General features: G+C 69.7%; 15 protein-coding genes, 1 tRNA gene and 1 riboswitch. Of the genes, 11 read left to right on the forward strand and 5 right to left on the reverse strand.

Going from position 1 to position 15,736, the window contains the following annotated elements; all coding sequences use genetic code 11:
- Positions 1-117: 117 nt before the first annotated feature.
- A riboswitch (cyclic di-AMP (ydaO/yuaA leader) is annotated at positions 118-284 on the forward strand.
- Positions 285-288: 4 nt separating this feature from the next.
- The 5 genes from ACIQHQ_RS13590 (at position 289) to ACIQHQ_RS13610 (ending at position 4,648) form a co-directional block, all read left to right on the forward strand.
- Complete coding sequence (locus tag ACIQHQ_RS13590) at positions 289-993, forward strand: transglycosylase family protein (RefSeq protein WP_402612096.1); 705 nt, start codon at positions 289-291, stop codon at positions 991-993.
- A 262-nt stretch (positions 994-1,255) separates the two neighbouring features.
- Positions 1,256-2,536 carry a phosphopyruvate hydratase gene (gene eno, locus ACIQHQ_RS13595; RefSeq protein WP_365092744.1) on the forward strand — a complete coding sequence of 427 codons (1,281 nt, stop codon included), beginning with the start codon at positions 1,256-1,258 and terminating at the stop codon, positions 2,534-2,536.
- Between the two features lie 102 nt (positions 2,537-2,638).
- Complete coding sequence (locus tag ACIQHQ_RS13600) at positions 2,639-3,115, forward strand: septum formation initiator family protein (RefSeq protein ID WP_402612097.1); 477 nt, start codon at positions 2,639-2,641, stop codon at positions 3,113-3,115.
- Between the two features lie 52 nt (positions 3,116-3,167).
- A complete protein-coding gene (locus ACIQHQ_RS13605; RefSeq protein WP_402612098.1) occupies positions 3,168-3,698 on the forward strand; it encodes a DUF501 domain-containing protein in 531 nt (176 codons plus the stop codon).
- The gene (locus ACIQHQ_RS13610; RefSeq protein WP_402612099.1) at positions 3,695-4,648 is read left to right on the forward strand and encodes an exopolyphosphatase; all 954 of its coding nucleotides are present in this window, start codon (positions 3,695-3,697) and stop codon (positions 4,646-4,648) included. The genes ACIQHQ_RS13605 and ACIQHQ_RS13610 overlap by 4 nt, the downstream gene beginning before the upstream one ends.
- A gap of 49 nt (positions 4,649-4,697) precedes the next feature.
- On the opposite strand, the gene ACIQHQ_RS13615 is transcribed toward ACIQHQ_RS13610, so the two are convergent.
- Positions 4,698-4,967, reverse strand: a complete 270-nt coding sequence (locus tag ACIQHQ_RS13615; protein WP_402612100.1) for a type II toxin-antitoxin system RelE/ParE family toxin — start codon at positions 4,965-4,967, stop codon at positions 4,698-4,700.
- Positions 4,964-5,236 (reverse strand): type II toxin-antitoxin system Phd/YefM family antitoxin, encoded by a 273-nt coding sequence (locus ACIQHQ_RS13620; protein WP_018385071.1) that lies wholly within the window; start codon positions 5,234-5,236, stop codon positions 4,964-4,966. Before ACIQHQ_RS13620 ends, ACIQHQ_RS13615 begins: the two co-directional genes overlap by 4 nt.
- Before the next feature lie 515 nt (positions 5,237-5,751).
- Here ACIQHQ_RS13620 and ACIQHQ_RS13625 point away from each other — a divergent pair.
- The gene (locus ACIQHQ_RS13625; RefSeq protein WP_402612101.1) at positions 5,752-7,140 is read left to right on the forward strand and encodes an NAD(P)/FAD-dependent oxidoreductase; all 1,389 of its coding nucleotides are present in this window, start codon (positions 5,752-5,754) and stop codon (positions 7,138-7,140) included.
- Between the two features lie 203 nt (positions 7,141-7,343).
- Positions 7,344-8,651 (forward strand): class I SAM-dependent methyltransferase, encoded by a 1,308-nt coding sequence (locus tag ACIQHQ_RS13630; RefSeq protein ID WP_402612103.1) that lies wholly within the window; start codon positions 7,344-7,346, stop codon positions 8,649-8,651.
- A gap of 75 nt (positions 8,652-8,726) precedes the next feature.
- Here the strand turns inward: ACIQHQ_RS13630 and ACIQHQ_RS13635 are convergent, their stop codons facing one another.
- Positions 8,727-11,261, reverse strand: a complete 2,535-nt coding sequence (locus tag ACIQHQ_RS13635; RefSeq protein WP_402612104.1) for an ABC transporter permease — start codon at positions 11,259-11,261, stop codon at positions 8,727-8,729.
- Between the two features lie 37 nt (positions 11,262-11,298).
- The gene (locus ACIQHQ_RS13640) at positions 11,299-12,069 is read right to left on the reverse strand and encodes an ABC transporter ATP-binding protein (protein WP_402612105.1); all 771 of its coding nucleotides are present in this window, start codon (positions 12,067-12,069) and stop codon (positions 11,299-11,301) included.
- 417 nt (positions 12,070-12,486) lie between these two features.
- Here ACIQHQ_RS13640 and ACIQHQ_RS13645 point away from each other — a divergent pair.
- The 3 genes from ACIQHQ_RS13645 to ACIQHQ_RS13655 all read left to right on the forward strand — a co-directional run bounded on the left by ACIQHQ_RS13645 (position 12,487) and on the right by ACIQHQ_RS13655 (position 14,947).
- Positions 12,487-12,573, forward strand: a tRNA-Leu gene (locus tag ACIQHQ_RS13645).
- Between the two features lie 132 nt (positions 12,574-12,705).
- On the forward strand, positions 12,706-13,881 hold the full coding sequence (locus ACIQHQ_RS13650) for a 4-hydroxybenzoate 3-monooxygenase (protein WP_402612106.1): 1,176 nt from the start codon (positions 12,706-12,708) through the stop codon (positions 13,879-13,881).
- Between the two features lie 157 nt (positions 13,882-14,038).
- Positions 14,039-14,947: a Bax inhibitor-1/YccA family protein gene (locus ACIQHQ_RS13655; protein WP_402612107.1), complete on the forward strand. Its 909-nt coding sequence runs from the start codon at positions 14,039-14,041 to the stop codon at positions 14,945-14,947.
- Between the two features lie 70 nt (positions 14,948-15,017).
- Here the strand turns inward: ACIQHQ_RS13655 and ACIQHQ_RS13660 are convergent, their stop codons facing one another.
- Positions 15,018-15,248: a DUF4287 domain-containing protein gene (locus tag ACIQHQ_RS13660; protein WP_031102797.1), complete on the reverse strand. Its 231-nt coding sequence runs from the start codon at positions 15,246-15,248 to the stop codon at positions 15,018-15,020.
- A gap of 101 nt (positions 15,249-15,349) precedes the next feature.
- Here ACIQHQ_RS13660 and ACIQHQ_RS13665 point away from each other — a divergent pair, with 101 nt between their 5' ends.
- Positions 15,350-15,655 carry a hypothetical protein gene (locus tag ACIQHQ_RS13665; protein ID WP_402612108.1) on the forward strand — a complete coding sequence of 102 codons (306 nt, stop codon included), beginning with the start codon at positions 15,350-15,352 and terminating at the stop codon, positions 15,653-15,655.
- Positions 15,656-15,736 lie beyond the last annotated feature (81 nt).

Consider the following 15,736-nt stretch of genomic DNA (forward strand, 5'->3'; position numbering starts at 1 on the left):
AGCCCTGATCGTCTTTGAAATTCCGTGGATCGCGTGTCTACGGTCGTGACTGCTCGTCACCGCGAGCCCCGGCTGCCGCAACGCCGAATCCTGCCAGCGGCCGTACGGGAACAGTCGTCGCGTCAAGCGCCGTAGGCAGGAGCGGGGGACCCAAGGTAAGTGCCCGACCGGCCGGTTGTGCCGGAAGGGCTTGGGGTGAAGCCGTGTCCCGGGAGGGGCGCGGCCGGGCAACTCAACCGGCCCGAACCCGACAGCTCACCTCGCAGGCGTCGGTGAGGGGATCTCTCCATGCTGTTTTCCGGTAAGGGCACGCACCGCCGTCCGTCCAAGGCCGCTCGCGCCATCGCCATCGCCGGTGTCACCGGTGCCGCCGTCGCCGCCCCGCTGATGGCGGCCGGTAACGCCTCCGCCGCCACCGCCTCGGAGTGGGACGCCGTCGCCCAGTGCGAGTCCGGCGGCAACTGGTCCATCAACACCGGCAACGGCTACTACGGCGGTCTGCAGTTCTCCGCCTCCACCTGGTCCGGCTACGGCGGCACCAAGTACGCCTCCACCGCGGACCAGGCCACGAAGGCCCAGCAGATCGAGATCGCCGAGAAGGTCCTCGCGGGCCAGGGCAAGGGCGCCTGGCCGGTCTGCGGCAAGGGCCTGTCGAGCGCCGGCTACACCGGCGGCGGTTCCTCCAGCGACTCCGGCAGCTCCTCGCAGCAGAGCCAGCAGAGCCAGCAGAGCACCGAGACCCGCCAGACCGAGCAGCAGCCGGCCTCCCGCTCCGACGAGCGCCCGGCCGCCAAGAAGACCGTCACCACCCCGACCGGCAAGAAGGTCAAGAAGGGTGACGGCGAGTACAAGGTCGTCAAGGGCGACACCCTGAGCTCGATCGCCACGGCGGAGAAGGTCAAGGGCGGCTGGGAGAAGCTCTACCAGCTGAACAAGGACATCGTCGAGGACGCCAACCTCATCTACCCGGGCCAGCAGCTGCACCTGAAGTAAGCAGCGGCCGGCCGGACCCGCCCAGGGTCCTCGTGCTCCCCGCCCCGGTGCGTCATCCCCCGTACGCGCCGGGGCGGGGTTTTTTCGGCAACCGGCTTTGTTCCGTTCGGAAACAATTTACTCTCGGTTCTGTCCATGGGGTGGGCGACCCGGTGGCCGATCGCCCGGAGCCGGTTAGGCTCGTGTCGCGAGCCACCACGGGCCCGCACCTCGCCGGGTCCACGGGGCCCGCGTCCCGCGTCACATGAAGAAGGAGATGCTCGTGCCGTCCATCGACGTCGTCGTAGCCCGGGAAATCCTGGACTCCCGAGGCAACCCCACGGTCGAGGTCGAGGTCGGCCTCGACGACGGCAGCACCGGCCGTGCCGCCGTCCCGTCCGGCGCCTCCACGGGCGCCTTCGAGGCCATCGAGCTCCGCGACGGCGACTCGAACCGCTACCTCGGCAAGGGTGTGGAGAAGGCCGTCCTCGCGGTCATCGAGCAGATCGGCCCGGAGCTGGTCGGCTACGACGCCACCGAGCAGCGCCTGATCGACCAGGCGATGTTCGACCTGGACGCCACCGACAACAAGGGCTCGCTCGGCGCCAACGCCATCCTCGGCGTCTCGCTCGCCGTCGCCCACGCCGCCTCCGAGGCCAGCGACCTGCCGCTGTTCCGCTACCTGGGCGGCCCCAACGCGCACCTGCTGCCGGTGCCGATGATGAACATCCTGAACGGCGGCTCGCACGCCGACTCCAACGTGGACATCCAGGAGTTCATGATCGCCCCGATCGGCGCGGAGTCCTTCTCCGAGGCCCTGCGCTGGGGCGCCGAGGTCTACCACACGCTGAAGAAGGTCCTGAAGAGCAAGGGCCTGGCCACCGGCCTCGGCGACGAGGGCGGCTTCGCCCCGAACCTCGGCTCCAACCGCGAGGCCCTCGACCTCATCCTCGAGGCCGTCAAGGAAGCCGGCTACACCCCCGGCGAGCAGATCGCCCTGGCGCTCGACGTCGCCGCCTCCGAGTTCTACAAGGACGGCGTTTACACCTTCGAGGGCAAGGAGCGCTCGGCGGCCGAGATGACCGAGTACTACGCGGAGCTCGTCGACGCGTACCCGCTCGTCTCCATCGAGGACCCGCTGTTCGAGGACGACTGGGAGGGCTGGAAGACCATCACCGACAAGCTCGGTGACAAGGTCCAGCTCGTCGGCGACGACCTGTTCGTCACCAACCCCGAGCGCCTGGCCCGCGGCATCGAGGAGGGCGCCGCCAACGCCCTGCTGGTCAAGGTCAACCAGATCGGCTCGCTGACCGAGACCCTGGACGCCGTCGAGCTGGCCCAGCGCAACGGCTTCAAGTGCATGATGTCCCACCGCTCCGGCGAGACCGAGGACGTCACCATCGCCGACCTGGCCGTCGCCACCAACTGCGGCCAGATCAAGACCGGTGCCCCGGCCCGCTCCGAGCGCGTCGCCAAGTACAACCAGCTGCTGCGCATCGAGGAGATCCTCGACGACGCCGCGGTGTACGCCGGCCGCAGCGCCTTCCCGCGCTTCAAGGGCTGACCCCGGCCACACGAGGCAGCGTCGTACGTACGTCCCCGTACTCGGTCCCGTACCGTGTCCGGGGACGTACGCGCGTAGGACGGTGGAGCGGGAGGCGGACAGATGGCCGTGAAGGACCGGGACCGGTTCTCCACCGCGACCAGGATCCGGCTGCTCGGTGAGCAGACCGCGGCCCGGGTCTACCGCTCCCAGACCAAGCGCCAGGCCCGCCGCTCACGCCTGACCGGCCGGGCGGCGCTGCTCGCCCTGGTGATGTGCTCGCTGATCGTGGCCCTGGCCTACCCGATGCGCGAGTACGTCTCGCAGCGCGCCGAGATCGACGACCTCCGGCGCGAACAGCGGCAGGCCCGCGAGCGCGTCGAACGGCTGCGTGACCTGAAGGCGCGCTGGCAGGACGACGCCTACGCCGAGCAGCAGATCCGGCAGCGGTTGCACTACGTCATGCCGGGGGAGACGGGCTTCATCGTCGTGGACCCGCACGCGGCGAAGCAGTCGCGCACCGACCTGGGGGCGGCCGACCGCCCCTGGTACTCGAACGTCTGGGACGGGGTCGACAAGGCCGACGCCTCCGACCGGTGACCCGGCCCCAGTCAGTGACCTGAACCCAGAGAAAGACAGCCTGAAGACAGTCATGGAAACGCCCCCGCCGACCACCCCGCGCACCGAGCCCACCGACGCGGACGTCGAGGCCTTCAAGCAGCAGCTCGGCCGGCCCCCGCGCGGTCTGCGCGCGATCGCGCACCGCTGCCCGTGCGGACAGCCGGACGTCGTCGAGACGGCCCCGCGGCTGCCGGACGGGACACCGTTCCCCACGTTGTACTACCTGACGTGCCCGCGCGCCGCCTCGGCGATCGGCACGCTGGAGGCCAACGGCGTGATGAAGGAGATGACCGAGCGGCTGGCCTCCGACCCGGAGCTGGCGGCTGCGTACCGCGCCGCGCACGAGGACTACATCCGCCGGCGCGACGAGATCGAGGAACTGAAGAACTTCCCGAGCGCGGGCGGCATGCCGGACCGGGTGAAGTGCCTGCACGTTCTGGTGGGCCACTCGCTGGCCGCGGGCCCCGGAGTGAACCCGCTCGGGGACGAGGCCATCGCGATGCTGCCTCAGTGGTGGCGCAAGGGGCCGTGCGTGACCACCGCCGAGGCGGACGCCCAGTGACCCGGGTCGCCGCCGTGGACTGCGGGACGAACTCCATCCGGCTCCTGGTCGCCGAGGCTGACCCGGGCACCGGTGAGCTGGTCGACCTGGACCGCCGGATGACGATCGTCCGGCTCGGGCAGGGCGTCGACCGCACCGGCCGGCTCGCTCCCGAGGCGCTCCAGCGGACCTTCGCGGCGTGCCGCGAGTACGCCGGGATCATCAAGGAGCACGGGGCGGAGCGGCTGCGGTTCGTGGCGACCTCCGCCTCCCGGGACGCCGAGAACCGGGACGAGTTCGTGAGCGGGGTGCTGGACATCCTGGGCGTCGAGCCCGAGGTGATCTCCGGGGACCAGGAGGCCGCGTTCTCCTTCACCGGCGCCACCAAGGAGCTGGTCGGGCGCGACCACCTGCCGAAGCCCTACCTCGTCGTGGACATCGGCGGCGGCTCGACCGAGTTCGTCGTGGGCGACGACCGGGTTCGGGCGGCCCGCTCGGTGGACATCGGCTGCGTCCGGATGACCGAGCGGCACCTGGTCCGGGACGGAGTGGTCAGCGACCCGCCGTCCGAGGAACAGATCACGGCGATGCGGGCCGACATCGAGGCCGCGCTCGACCTCGCCGAGCGGACGGTTCCGTTGCGCGAGGCGCGCACCCTGGTCGGCCTGGCCGGCTCCGTGACGACCGTGTCGGCGATCGCCCAGGAACTGCCCGCGTACGACTCCGTGGCCATCCACCACTCCCGTGTCTCCCACGACCGGGTCCGTGAGATCACCGAGTGGCTGCTGCGCTCCACCCACGCCGAGCGCGCGGCGGTGCCCTCGATGCACCCGGGCCGGGTCGACGTGATCGGGGCGGGCGCCCTCGTGCTCCTGTCGGTCATGGAGCGGATCGGGGCACGGGAGGTCGTCGTGAGCGAGCACGACATCCTCGACGGGATCGCGATCAAAACGGCAGAGGACGCCCAATAGCGTTCAGCGGCACTTCTCGGTTGATGACGGCGGTGGCGTTCGCCGCGTACTACAGGTTGCGGTAGACGTCCCGCCGGTCGCCCACCTTGACGACGAGGATGACGAGTTCACCGTCGTTGATTTGGTAGGCGACCCGGTAGCTTCCGACCCGGAGCCGGTAGAGTCCCGACGGACCGGTGAGTTTCTTGATGTCGGCGTCCTCGCGGTACGGGTCGTCGCCGAGTGCGGTGAGCGCGGTCAGGATGCGCATGGCGTCGGGCCGGCTGATGGCCCGGAGCTGCCGCTGCGCCGCCGTGGTGAACCGGAAGGCGTATTTCACGCCGCCTCGCCGTCATGCTCGGTGAACAGATCCGCCAGCAGTTCCGCCATCGTCACGGTGGGGCCGCCCTCGGCCAGAACCGCTTCGGCTTCGCGCGCCAGCATGACGTCGGCCGCTTCCTCCAGTGCTTCGAAATCTGCGATCGGGACCACGGCCGCCACCGGAGCACCGTTGCGCGTGATGACGGTCGGAACGCCTTCCTCGGCCCGGTTGATGTGGTCGGCGAGGTGCGCGCGGGCTTCCCGTACAGTCACGGTGTTCTCAGTCATGGGGCCAGTGTACGCGCCAGTGTGTACACGGCGCTTTCTTTCGTGAGTCGCGTTCGCGAGCGATCCTCGACGGCATCGCGCGGTCGGTCGCCTGGCCCCCTTCTGAGCAGGCATGGATCACGAATGAGCGTCTCCGGGGGGTTCCGGTGACCCCCCGGCGACAGCCCGTCGGAAAAGTTCGTGAAGTTCTTCACAAGGAATTCGGCCCTCCCGGGCGATCACAGGGGCCCTGTTGACCCGTCCGGGGGTCGAACGGCCCTTTGAACATGTTCAGAAGCATGGTATGGAGGGGTTCGGGGAGCCCCTCGAAGGGGCGCCGCGGAAGGACCTCACGGAGGCCTCTCGGGTACAGAGAGGCAGCTCACGCGGCATTGACAACGGCTCGGGGTGCACAAACGCTCCCGGTTGTCACCATGACATGGATCACGCGGGCGGCGGAGGATAGCACACACCCCACCCAAGCTTGTGAAGGGGCGCACGAGCCACCCCCCTGAGACGGGTGGATACTCGATGGCATGAGCACCACGGAGCGTCCCAGGATCCTCGTAGTAGGCGGTGGGTACGTAGGCCTGTACGCAGCTCGGCGCATCCAGAAGAAGATGCGCTACGGCGAGGCGACCGTCACGGTCGTCGACCCCCGGTCGTACATGACCTACCAGCCCTTCCTCCCCGAAGCCGCCGCCGGCAACATCTCCCCGCGCCACGTCGTCGTCCCGCTGCGACGCGTGCTGCCCAAGGCGGAGGTCCTCACCGGCCGGGTCACCACCATCGACCAGGACCGCAAGGTCGCCACGGTCTCCCCGCTGGTCGGCGAGGCCTACGAGCTGCCCTTCGACTACCTGGTGATCGCGCTCGGCGCGGTCTCCCGCACCTTCCCGATCCCCGGCCTCGCCGAGCAGGGCATCGGCATGAAGGGCATCGAGGAGGCCATCGGCCTGCGCAACCACGTCCTCGAGCAGCTCGACAAGGCCGACTCCACCACCGACGAGGAGATCCGCCGCAAGGCGCTCACGTTCGTCTTCGTGGGCGGCGGTTTCGCCGGTGCGGAGACCATCGGTGAGGTCGAGGACATGGCCCGGGACGCGGCCAAGTACTACAAGAACGTGTCCCGCGAGGACATGCGCTTCATCCTGGTCGACGCCGCCGACAAGATCCTCCCCGAGGTCGGCCCCAAGCTCGGCACGTACGGCAAGGAGCACCTCGAGGGCCGCGGCGTCGAGGTCTACCTGTCCACCTCCATGGACTCCTGCGTCGACGGCCACGTGGTGCTGAAGAACGGCCTCGAGGTCGACTCCAGCACCATCGTGTGGACCGCCGGCGTCAAGCCCAACCCGGCCCTCGCCCGCTACGGCCTGCCGCTCGGCCCCCGCGGTCACGTCGACTGCGAGCCGACCCTCCAGGTCAAGGGCACCGACTACATCTGGGCCGCCGGCGACAACGCCCAGGTCCCGGACCTCGTCGGCCGCAAGGCGGGCAACGAGAACGCCTGGTGCCCGCCGAACGCCCAGCACGCGCTGCGCCAGGCCCGGGTCCTCGGCGACAACGTGGTGTCCGGCATGCGGGGCTTCCCGCAGAAGGACTACGCCCACGCCAACAAGGGCGCGGTGGCCGGTCTCGGCCTCCACAAGGGCGTCGCGATGATCGTCATGGGCAAGATGAAGATCAAGCTCAAGGGCCGTCTCGCCTGGTACATGCACCGTGGCTACCACGGTCTGGCGATGCCGACCTGGAACCGCAAGATCCGCGTCTTCGCCGACTGGACCCTCGGCATGTTCCTCAAGCGCGAGGTCGTCTCGCTCGGCGCCATCGAGACGCCGCGCGAGGAGTTCTACGAGGCCGCCAAGCCGGCCCCGGTCGCCGCCGCGCCGAAGGAGAAGACCGAGGAGAAGGCCAAGGCCTCCTGACCTCCGGTCGGTCAACCGTCTGACGAAGGGCCTCCCGCCATCCGTGGTGCGGGAGGCCCGTCGGCGTTTTCCGGACTTTCCTGCCGGGCCGGGGACCTACCGGCTTTGCCCAGACATGACGCGCGCCGGAGACTGCGCCGAAGCCCCGCGAGTGTTTAGTGGTGTCGGACATTCCAGGATTCCGCGTCATGGAGGTGTACACCATGGCAGACGCCGCGCAGCGGCTGCAGGGCCTCTTCACACAGTTGCTGGGAGCACCGCTCCCGGTGCGCATCCGCGCCTGGGACGGATCGCTGGCGGGCCCGCCGGGCGCGCCGACCCTGGTGGTGCGCAACCGCCGAGCGCTGCGCCGCCTGCTGTGGAAGCCCGGTGAACTGGGACTGGCCCGCGCCTGGGTCGCGGGCGACCTCGACATCGAGGGCGACCTCTACACCACCCTCGACCTGCTGTCCGGGCTCATCTGGGAACGCGGCGAGGACGCCCGCACCCTCGCCCAGGCCCTGCGCGACCCCGAGGTCCGTGCCGCCGTCCGCGGACTGGTCAAGCTGGCCGGGGCGCCGCTGCCGCCGGTCCCGCCCCGCGAGGAGGCCCGCCGCCCCCGCCGCCACCTGCACACCAAGCACACCGACCGGCGCGCCATCAGCCACCACTACGACGTCGGCAACGACTTCTACGAGATCGTCCTCGGCCCGTCCATGGTGTACTCCTGCGCCTACTGGCCCGCCCCGGACAGCACCCTCGAACAGGCCCAGCACGACAAGCTCGAACTCGTCTGCCGCAAGCTCGGCCTGAGACCCGGCCGGCGGCTCCTGGACGTCGGCTGCGGCTGGGGCTCCATGGCCGTCCACGCCGCTCGCGAGCACGGCGTGAGCGTCGTCGGCGTCACGCTCTCCCAGGAGCAGGCCGCCTACGCCCGCAAGCGCGTCGCCGGCGAGGGCCTCACCGACAAGGTCGAGATCCGCGTCCAGGACTACCGCGACGTCCGTGACGGGCCCTACGACGCGATTTCCTCCATCGGCATGGCCGAACACGTCGGCGCCGACCGGTACCTGGAGTACGCCGCCGACCTGTACCACCTGCTCAAGCCCGGCGGGCGGCTCCTCAACCACCAGATCGCCCGCCGCCCGCAGCGCGACGAGACGACCTACAGCGTCGACGCGTTCATCGACTCCTACGTCTTCCCCGGCGGCGAGCTCCAGCCGATCGGCAGCACCGTGGCTCAGCTGGAGCGCGCCGGGTTCGAGGTACGCGACGTCGAGGCGATCCGCGAGCACTACGCCCTCACCCTGCGCCACTGGGTCGCCCGCCTGGAGGCCGACTGGCAGCGCGCCGTGCGGCTGGCCGGCCCCGGCCGCACCCGGGTCTGGCGCCTGTACATGGCGGCCTCGGCCCTGGCCTTCGAACGCAACCGCATCGGCGTCAACCAGGTCCTGGCCGTCCGCACCCCGGACTCGGGCGCCTCCGGGATGCCGTTGCGGGCCCGCGTGTGGGCTACGCCCGGCCGCGGTTGATCCGGACACGACCGCAAGGGCCGGACTCCCCGTCGCGGGGAGTCCGGCCCTTCGGTGTACGGCGGTGAGGCGAGGTCACTCGGTCTTGATCGCGTTCAGCATGTTCAGCCTCGCGGCGTTGCGGGCCGGCCACATCGCGGCCAGGACGCCGACCAGACCGGCCAGCACCAGGAAGATCCCGATCCGGTCCCAGGGCAGGACCAGCGCGTACCCCGGGATCTGGTCCGCGAAGGTCTCGCCGATCGCCCAGCCGAGGAACGCGCCGAGACCGATGCCGACCAGCGCGCCGAACACCGAGATGACGACGGCCTCCAGCCGGACCATCCGCTTCACCCGGCGCCGGTCCAGACCGATCGCGCGCAGCATGCCGATCTCCTGCTGTCGCTCGAAGACCGACATCGCGAGGGTGTTGACGACGCCCAGCACCGCGATGATCAGGGCCATCGCCAGCAGGCCGTACATGATGTTCAGCAGGGTGTTGATGGCGCCGCCGAACTCGTTGCGGATGTCCTGCCGGTCCATCACCGTGATCGCGGGGTTGTCGCCCAGCGCGTCGATGAGGACCTTCTCGTTCGCCGCGGTCTGGCCGCCCTCGACCTTCACGAAGATCTGCCGGATGGACGGCTTCGTCTCGTGCCGGTCCACGACCTTCCGGTCGACGAGGACGGGGGAGAGGAACTCGCTGTCCTTGTAGACGGCGCCGACCGTCAGCGTGGCCTTCTTGTCGTCGCCGAAGGTGACGGGGAGCGTGTCGCCGGTCTTCCAGCCCCTGCTCTTCGCCGTCTTCTCGGCGACCGCGATCCGGCCCTCGGCGAGCGAGCCCGCGCTGCCGCTGACGACGTCGACGGCCAGCACCTTCTCGATGGCGCCCGGGGTGACCGCCGAGGCGGACACGTAGTCCTTGCCGTCGAGCTGGAAGTAGACGTCCTGCTGCGGCGAGACGGCGGACACGCCCTCGGCCTTCTCCAGCGCCGTCAGCGCCGACCGGTCGAGGTCACCGCCGTTGGCCATCGAGACCATGTAGTCGGCCTTGATGTTGTCCGTGGTCATCTTGTCGATGGCCGTACCGACCGTGACGCCGAGCACTGACAGGCCGGTCACCAGCGTCAGCCCGATCGCCAGCGCCGAGGCGGTGGCCCCGGTCCGGCGCGGGTTGCGGACCGCGTTCTGGCCCGCCAGCTTGCCGGCCACCCCGAAGGGGCCGACGAGCAGCGGACGGACGAGCGCGATCACGGGCCGGGACAGCAGCGGGATCAGGATGATCACGCCGATCAGCGCGAGGAACGCGCCTGCCCCGATGTACATCCGGCCGTCGTCGCCGCCGGTCGAGGCACCCGCCACGATCCCCACCGCGCCGAGGGCGGTGACGGCCGCACCGATGGAGTTGCGCAGCACCAGCGACTTGGTGGTGGCCACGGCGTGGACGCTGTTCATGGCCGCCACCGGCGGGATCTTCGCGGCCCGGCGGCCGGGCAGCCAGGCGGCGAGCATCGTGATCAGCACACCCACCGAGACCGCCGCGATCACCGGCGTGGCGGACAGGATCAGCGGGCCGTCCGGCATCTTCATGTCGAACGCGGCCATGCCCGAGCGCAGTCCGACGGCAAGACCGATGCCGAGGACGAAGCCGACGGCCGAGGCCACCAGGCCCACCAGCGCGGCCTCGGCGAGCACCGAGCGGGTGATCTGCTTGCGGGACGCGCCGACGGCGCGCATCAGGGCGATCTCCTTGGTGCGCTGGGCGACCAGCATTGTGAACGTGTTCGAGATCAGGAAGATCCCGACGAAGAGCGCGATGCCCGCGAAGCCGAGCAGGACCTGCTTGAGGTTGCCCATGCCCTGTTCGATCTGCTCGGCCTGCTCGTCAGCGAGCGCCTGGCCGGTCCGCGCCTCGGCGGTGTCCGGCAGCAGCGGCTTGACCGCGTTCAGGATCCTCGTGTCGTTCGCGCCGGGGGCGGCGGTGACGGTGACGCTCTCGAAGTAGCCCGGCTTCAGGTACTGCCTCTGGGCCACGGCGGTGTCGAAGAGGACGAGGCTGCCGCCGGCGTTGACGGCGCCGTCCTCGGTGGTGAACACACCGCTGAGGGTGTACTCCTTCACCGGGCCGTTGGTCGCGACGCGCACCCGGTCGCCGACCTTGTACTCACCCTTGGCGGCGGACTCCTGGTCCAGGGCGATCTGGTCGTCCTTCACCGGGCCGGAGCCGTCGGTGAAGGTGTAGGCGGTGTCCTTGCCGTCCTTGGCGGGGGCGAAGTTGGAGCCCTTGTTGGACCAGCCGACGCCGATCAGCTTCCCGTCGGGGTCGGCGACCCCGGCGAAGCCCTCGACGCGGCCGTACACCCCGGCGACGCCGTCCACGGCGGAGATCCTGTCGAGGACCTTGCCGGTCAGACCCGGCTCCTCCTCGGGGTTGTCCGGATCGGCGTACGAGGAGACGGAGACGGCGACGTCGTCGTAGCTCTTCGCCGACTGGTTGCGGAAGGCGTTGGAGAGGGTGTCGGCGAAGACCAGGGTGCCGGAGACGAACGCGACGCCGAGCATCACGGCGAGCACGGTCATCAGCAGCCGGGCCTTGTGCGCGAGTACGTTGCGCAAGGCGGTACGGAACATGGTGGCGGTTCTCAGTCCTGTCGGTCCTGACGGGGAATCAGCTGGTGCGGCCCTTGGCGTCGAACTGCTTCATGAAGTCGAGGACCGTGTCGGCCGTCGGCCGGTGCATCTCGTCGACGATCCGGCCGTCCGCGAGGAAGACCACGCGGTCCGCGTAGGACGCGGCCACCGGGTCGTGGGTCACCATCACGACGGTCTGGCCCATTTCCCGCACGGAGTTGCGCAGGAAGCCCAAAACCTCGGCCCCGGAACGCGAGTCGAGGTTTCCGGTGGGCTCGTCACCGAAGATGATCTCGGGCCGGGAAGCCAGCGCCCGGGCCACGGCGACGCGCTGCTGCTGGCCGCCGGAGAGCTGGGCGGGCCGGTGGCCGAGCCGGTCGGCCAGGCCGACCATGGCGATCACGGAGTCCAGCCACTCCTTGTCCGGCTTGCGCCCCGCGATGTCCATCGGAAGGGTGATGTTCTCCAGCGCCGTCAGCGTCGGCAGCAGGTTGAACGCCTGGAAGATGAAGCCGATCTTGTCCCGGCGCAGCTTGGTCAGCTGCTTGTCCTTCAGGGAGCCCAGCTCGGTGTCGCCGATGCGCACCGACCCGGAGGAGAACGTGTCGAGACCGGCCACGCAGTGCATGAGGGTCGACTTGCCGGAACCGGACGGTCCCATGATCGCGGTGAACTCGGCCTGCCGGAAGTCGACGGAGACCCGGTCCAGGGCGACCACCTGGGTCTCGCCCTGGCCGTAGATCTTCGACAGATCCGTGGCGCGCGCGGCCACGTTGGTTGCCCGGTCGGCGAGGGATGCGGTGGTCACGGGATGGCTCTCCTGTCGGACGGCTGTGCACGGGGAAGGTCGTGTTCCATCGTCCGGGTCGAACGCCGCCGTGTAGTCACCCGTTGTTCCCGTTCCTGAGGCCGACTGCAGTCGGACCGCGCGGGGAAGTGTCATACCTGGGGATGACGAACACCCCTCAGAGGCCCCGGTGTCAGGAACCGATGGTTCCGGGTGTCGAGAACAGGTGGAGTGCCCTCGTTCAGGCGGTGAAATTCCGTCATTCCGCATACGCGGCCGACTGCCGCACGCAAGGCTATTGGCAAGTGCGGATGGCGCGTTCCGTGTGCTGATGCACCCTCAGACGTCAATAAAATAAGACAACATCGGTCCACGCTTCCGCTGTTCGGGGGACCCGTCCCGGATAGTCTCGGACACTCGATGCGGAGCCCACGGCCTGCCCGGATGGTGGAATGCAGACACGGCGAGCTTAAACCTCGCTGCCCCTTCGCGGGCGTGCCGGTTCGAGTCCGGCTCCGGGCACCATCCGATCCTTGCGTGGTCCATTGAAGAGTTCACGGCGCGCCCGTTGACAGCGGCCGCATGCCGTCGGAGACTCGCAGCACATTGGTGAAAGAAAGTTCACCTGACGAACGTCACGGGGAAAGGGGTCGTCCGATGCGCACCACCGTCGGCATCATCGGAGCGGGTCCCGCAGGCCTCCTCCTGGCCCGGCTGCTGCACAACGCCGGCATCGACGCGGTCGTCCTGGAGAGCCGCGACCGCTCCTACGTCGAGCGGCGGCAGCGCGCCGGGATCCTGGAGCAGGGCACGGCGGACGTGTTGCGCGCGGCCGGCGCGGGGGAGCGCATGGACCGCGAGGGGCTGCGCCACGACGGCATCGAACTGCGCTTCGACCGCAGACGCCACCGCGTCGACTTCCCCGCTCTCACCGGCGGCCGGTCCGTGACCGTCTACGCCCAGACCGAGGTCTGCAAGGACCTCATCGCCCTCCGGCTCCAGGAGGGCGGGCCCCTGCTCTTCGAGGCCGAAGCGCTGGCCGTGGAGGACGCCGGCACCGACACCCCGCGCATCCGCTTCCGGCACGAGGGCCGCGAGGACGTCCTGGAGTGCGCCTACGTGGTCGGCTGCGACGGCTTCTGGGGTGTGGCCCGCAAGGCGATCCCCACCGCACTCACCCAGGTCTTCGAGCGGACGTACCCCTTCGGCTGGCTCGGCGTCCTCGCCGACGTGCCGCCCTCGCACGACGAGCTCGTCTACGCCCGACACGACCGCGGCTTCGCGCTGCTCTCCATGCGCTCGCCGGCCGTCTCCCGCCTCTACCTCCAAGTGCCCGACGGCACCGACGCCGGTACGTGGAGCGACGAGGAGATCTGGGACGAGCTGGAGCGCCGGTTCGAGACCGCCGACGACTGGCGCCTCGCGCGCGGCCCGATCACCCAGAAGTCGGTCACCCCCATGCGCTCCTACGTCCACGAGCCCATGCGGCACGGCCGCCTCTTCCTCGCCGGTGACGCGGCGCACATCGTCCCGCCGACCGGGGCCAAGGGCCTCAACCTCGCCGTCGGAGACGTCGTGACCTTCGCGCGGGCCCTGACCCACCAGCAGGAGACCGGATCCCCGGCCCTGCTCGACGCCTACTCCGCGACCTGTTTGCGCCGGGTCTGGCAGGCCGAGCGGTTCTCCTACGACATGACGACCCTCCTGCACCGCATGCCCGGCGCGACCCCCTTCGAGGACCGGCTCCAGCTCGCCCGGCTGGAGCGGATCGCGACCTCCCGCGCCGCCGAGACGGACCTGGCCGAGGCGTACACGGGCTTCCCTTTCGGGTGAGCCGGGAGTGACCCCCTGGGGTGAGGGGAATCAGGAAGCCACGTAGCGTGTTGCGCAGCACGACGAGGGAAAGATCCTCCCCAAGCAGTAGGGTCATTCCTTTGCCTACCTATTACTCTTGAGCCAAGGCCACGCCTGGTGGCCATGGAGGAGTGAAATGAGGAGCAGAAACCCGGTCTTCTCGCGACGGGGGTTCAGCCGCGACAACGGCTACGCGGGCTTCAACACCGCGCCGCAGGCCGGGGGTCCCGCTGTCGCCACCCAGGGCAACCCGTACGCGCAGCCCACGGGCGGCCAGTACGCGCAGAACCCGTACGCGCAGAACCCTTACGCCCAGCAGGACCTGCAGTACGGCGCTCCGCCGCAGGCCCCGGCCGCCGCCGGCCGGATGACCATCGACGACGTCGTCCTGCGCACGGCGAGCACGCTCGGCGTGCTCATCCTCACCGCGGCGCTCTCCTGGGCCCTGCTGCCGGTCGACGACGCCAACATCAGCCGTAGCTACGGCATCGGTATCGGCGCCGCGCTGATCGGCATGGTCCTGGCGTTCGTCCAGTCCTTCAAGCGCAAGGCCTCGCCCGCGCTGATCCTGACGTACGCCGCGTTCGAGGGTGTCTTCCTCGGCGTCGTGTCCAACATCGTCGACAACCGCATCGCCAGCGGCGCGGCCATGCAGGCCGTGATCGGCACCATGGCGGTCTTCGCCGGTGTGCTGATCGCCTACAAGGCCGGCTGGATCCGCGTCAACCGCCGCTTCTACGGCTTCGTGATGGCGGCCGCGCTCGGCTTCATCCTGCTGATGACCGTGAACCTGCTGTTCGCGGTGTTCGGCGGCGGTGACGGCCTCGGGTTCCGCAGTGGTGCCCTCGGCGTCGTCTTCGGCGTCATCGGCATCATCCTCGGCGCCTGCTTCCTCGCCCTGGACTTCAAGCAGGTCGAGGACGGCGTCGCCTACGGCGCCCCGCGCGAGGAGGCGTGGCTCGCGGCCTTCGGCCTCACGCTGACGCTGGTGTGGATCTACATGGAGTTCCTGAGGATCATCTCGATCCTCAACAGCAACGACTAGTCTCCGACGGTCGTACGCGAAGGGCCCCGGCTCCGGCCGGGGCTCTTCGTCGTCTGCGGGACGGTGCGCGCTAGAGGAGTTTGCGCGCGGCCCTCCTCAGGTCGTACTCGTGGATGATCGCCTTGGCGTGGCCGTACGCGAGGTTGTGTTCGTGCCGGAGCCAGCTGACCTTTTCCTCGAAGCGGAAGAGCGCCGGGCCGTCTTCGACGGTGCGCAACCAGTCGGAGATCTCACGACCGGTGCAGTGGGGGATGCGGGCGAGCATGTTGCGGTGGGTCTCTTCGGAGAAGACTTGGGACATCGGCGCCTCCGGACGCTGGGATGTAAGCCGGTCCTTCAGGTCACCGTGCCTGAGTGTTCGCCCGTTGGCAACAGTCCCGGTGCGACGCGTACGCTCGCGGCGTGGTTGATACGACGCCTCTGACCCGTGCGGTGGAGCACTTCGCCGATCGTTTGAGGGCCGCGCCCCAGAGCCGGTTGCAGCGGGGCGCTGCCGCCGAGGCTCTCGGGCTGGCCCGGGAGCTGGCCCGCAGGGCGCAGGTGCTCGAGGGCGTGGAGCCTCGGGAGATGCCGGATGCGGGGATGTTTGCAGCGGCAGATCAGATCACCGTCGCCGTGCATGATCTGGCCGTGGTGATTCCTGGTGATGCCGATGTCGAGGAGGCGGTGACGTTGGTGGAGGAGGCGCAGAAACGGGCGGGGGTCTGAGCGTCCGTACGCGGGTGCCCGGTGGTCCGCGGCTGCTCGCGCCCACGCGGCGCAGCGCACATCGATACAGCCCCACGCCCC

Origin of the sequence: Streptomyces sp. NPDC092370 (assembly GCF_044755265.1) — a bacterium.
GTDB lineage: Bacteria > Actinomycetota > Actinomycetes > Streptomycetales > Streptomycetaceae > Streptomyces.

Bases quoted from the DNA above. Each gene is read 5' to 3' on its own strand.
- ACIQHQ_RS13630 (WP_402612103.1), top strand. From the start codon at position 7,344: ATGGCAGACGCCGCGCAGCGGCTGCAGGGCCTCTTCACACAGTTGCTG.
- ACIQHQ_RS13625 (WP_402612101.1), top strand. From the start codon at position 5,752: ATGAGCACCACGGAGCGTCCCAGGATCCTCGTAGTAGGCGGTGGGTAC.
- ACIQHQ_RS13655 (WP_402612107.1), top strand. From the start codon at position 14,039: ATGAGGAGCAGAAACCCGGTCTTCTCGCGACGGGGGTTCAGCCGCGAC.
- ACIQHQ_RS13605 (WP_402612098.1), top strand. From the start codon at position 3,168: ATGGAAACGCCCCCGCCGACCACCCCGCGCACCGAGCCCACCGACGCG.
- ACIQHQ_RS13660 (WP_031102797.1), bottom strand. From the start codon at position 15,248: ATGTCCCAAGTCTTCTCCGAAGAGACCCACCGCAACATGCTCGCCCGC.
- ACIQHQ_RS13635 (WP_402612104.1), bottom strand. From the start codon at position 11,261: ATGTTCCGTACCGCCTTGCGCAACGTACTCGCGCACAAGGCCCGGCTG.
- ACIQHQ_RS13590 (WP_402612096.1), top strand. From the start codon at position 289: ATGCTGTTTTCCGGTAAGGGCACGCACCGCCGTCCGTCCAAGGCCGCT.
- ACIQHQ_RS13600 (WP_402612097.1), top strand. From the start codon at position 2,639: ATGGCCGTGAAGGACCGGGACCGGTTCTCCACCGCGACCAGGATCCGG.
- ACIQHQ_RS13620 (WP_018385071.1), bottom strand. From the start codon at position 5,236: ATGACTGAGAACACCGTGACTGTACGGGAAGCCCGCGCGCACCTCGCC.
- ACIQHQ_RS13650 (WP_402612106.1), top strand. From the start codon at position 12,706: ATGCGCACCACCGTCGGCATCATCGGAGCGGGTCCCGCAGGCCTCCTC.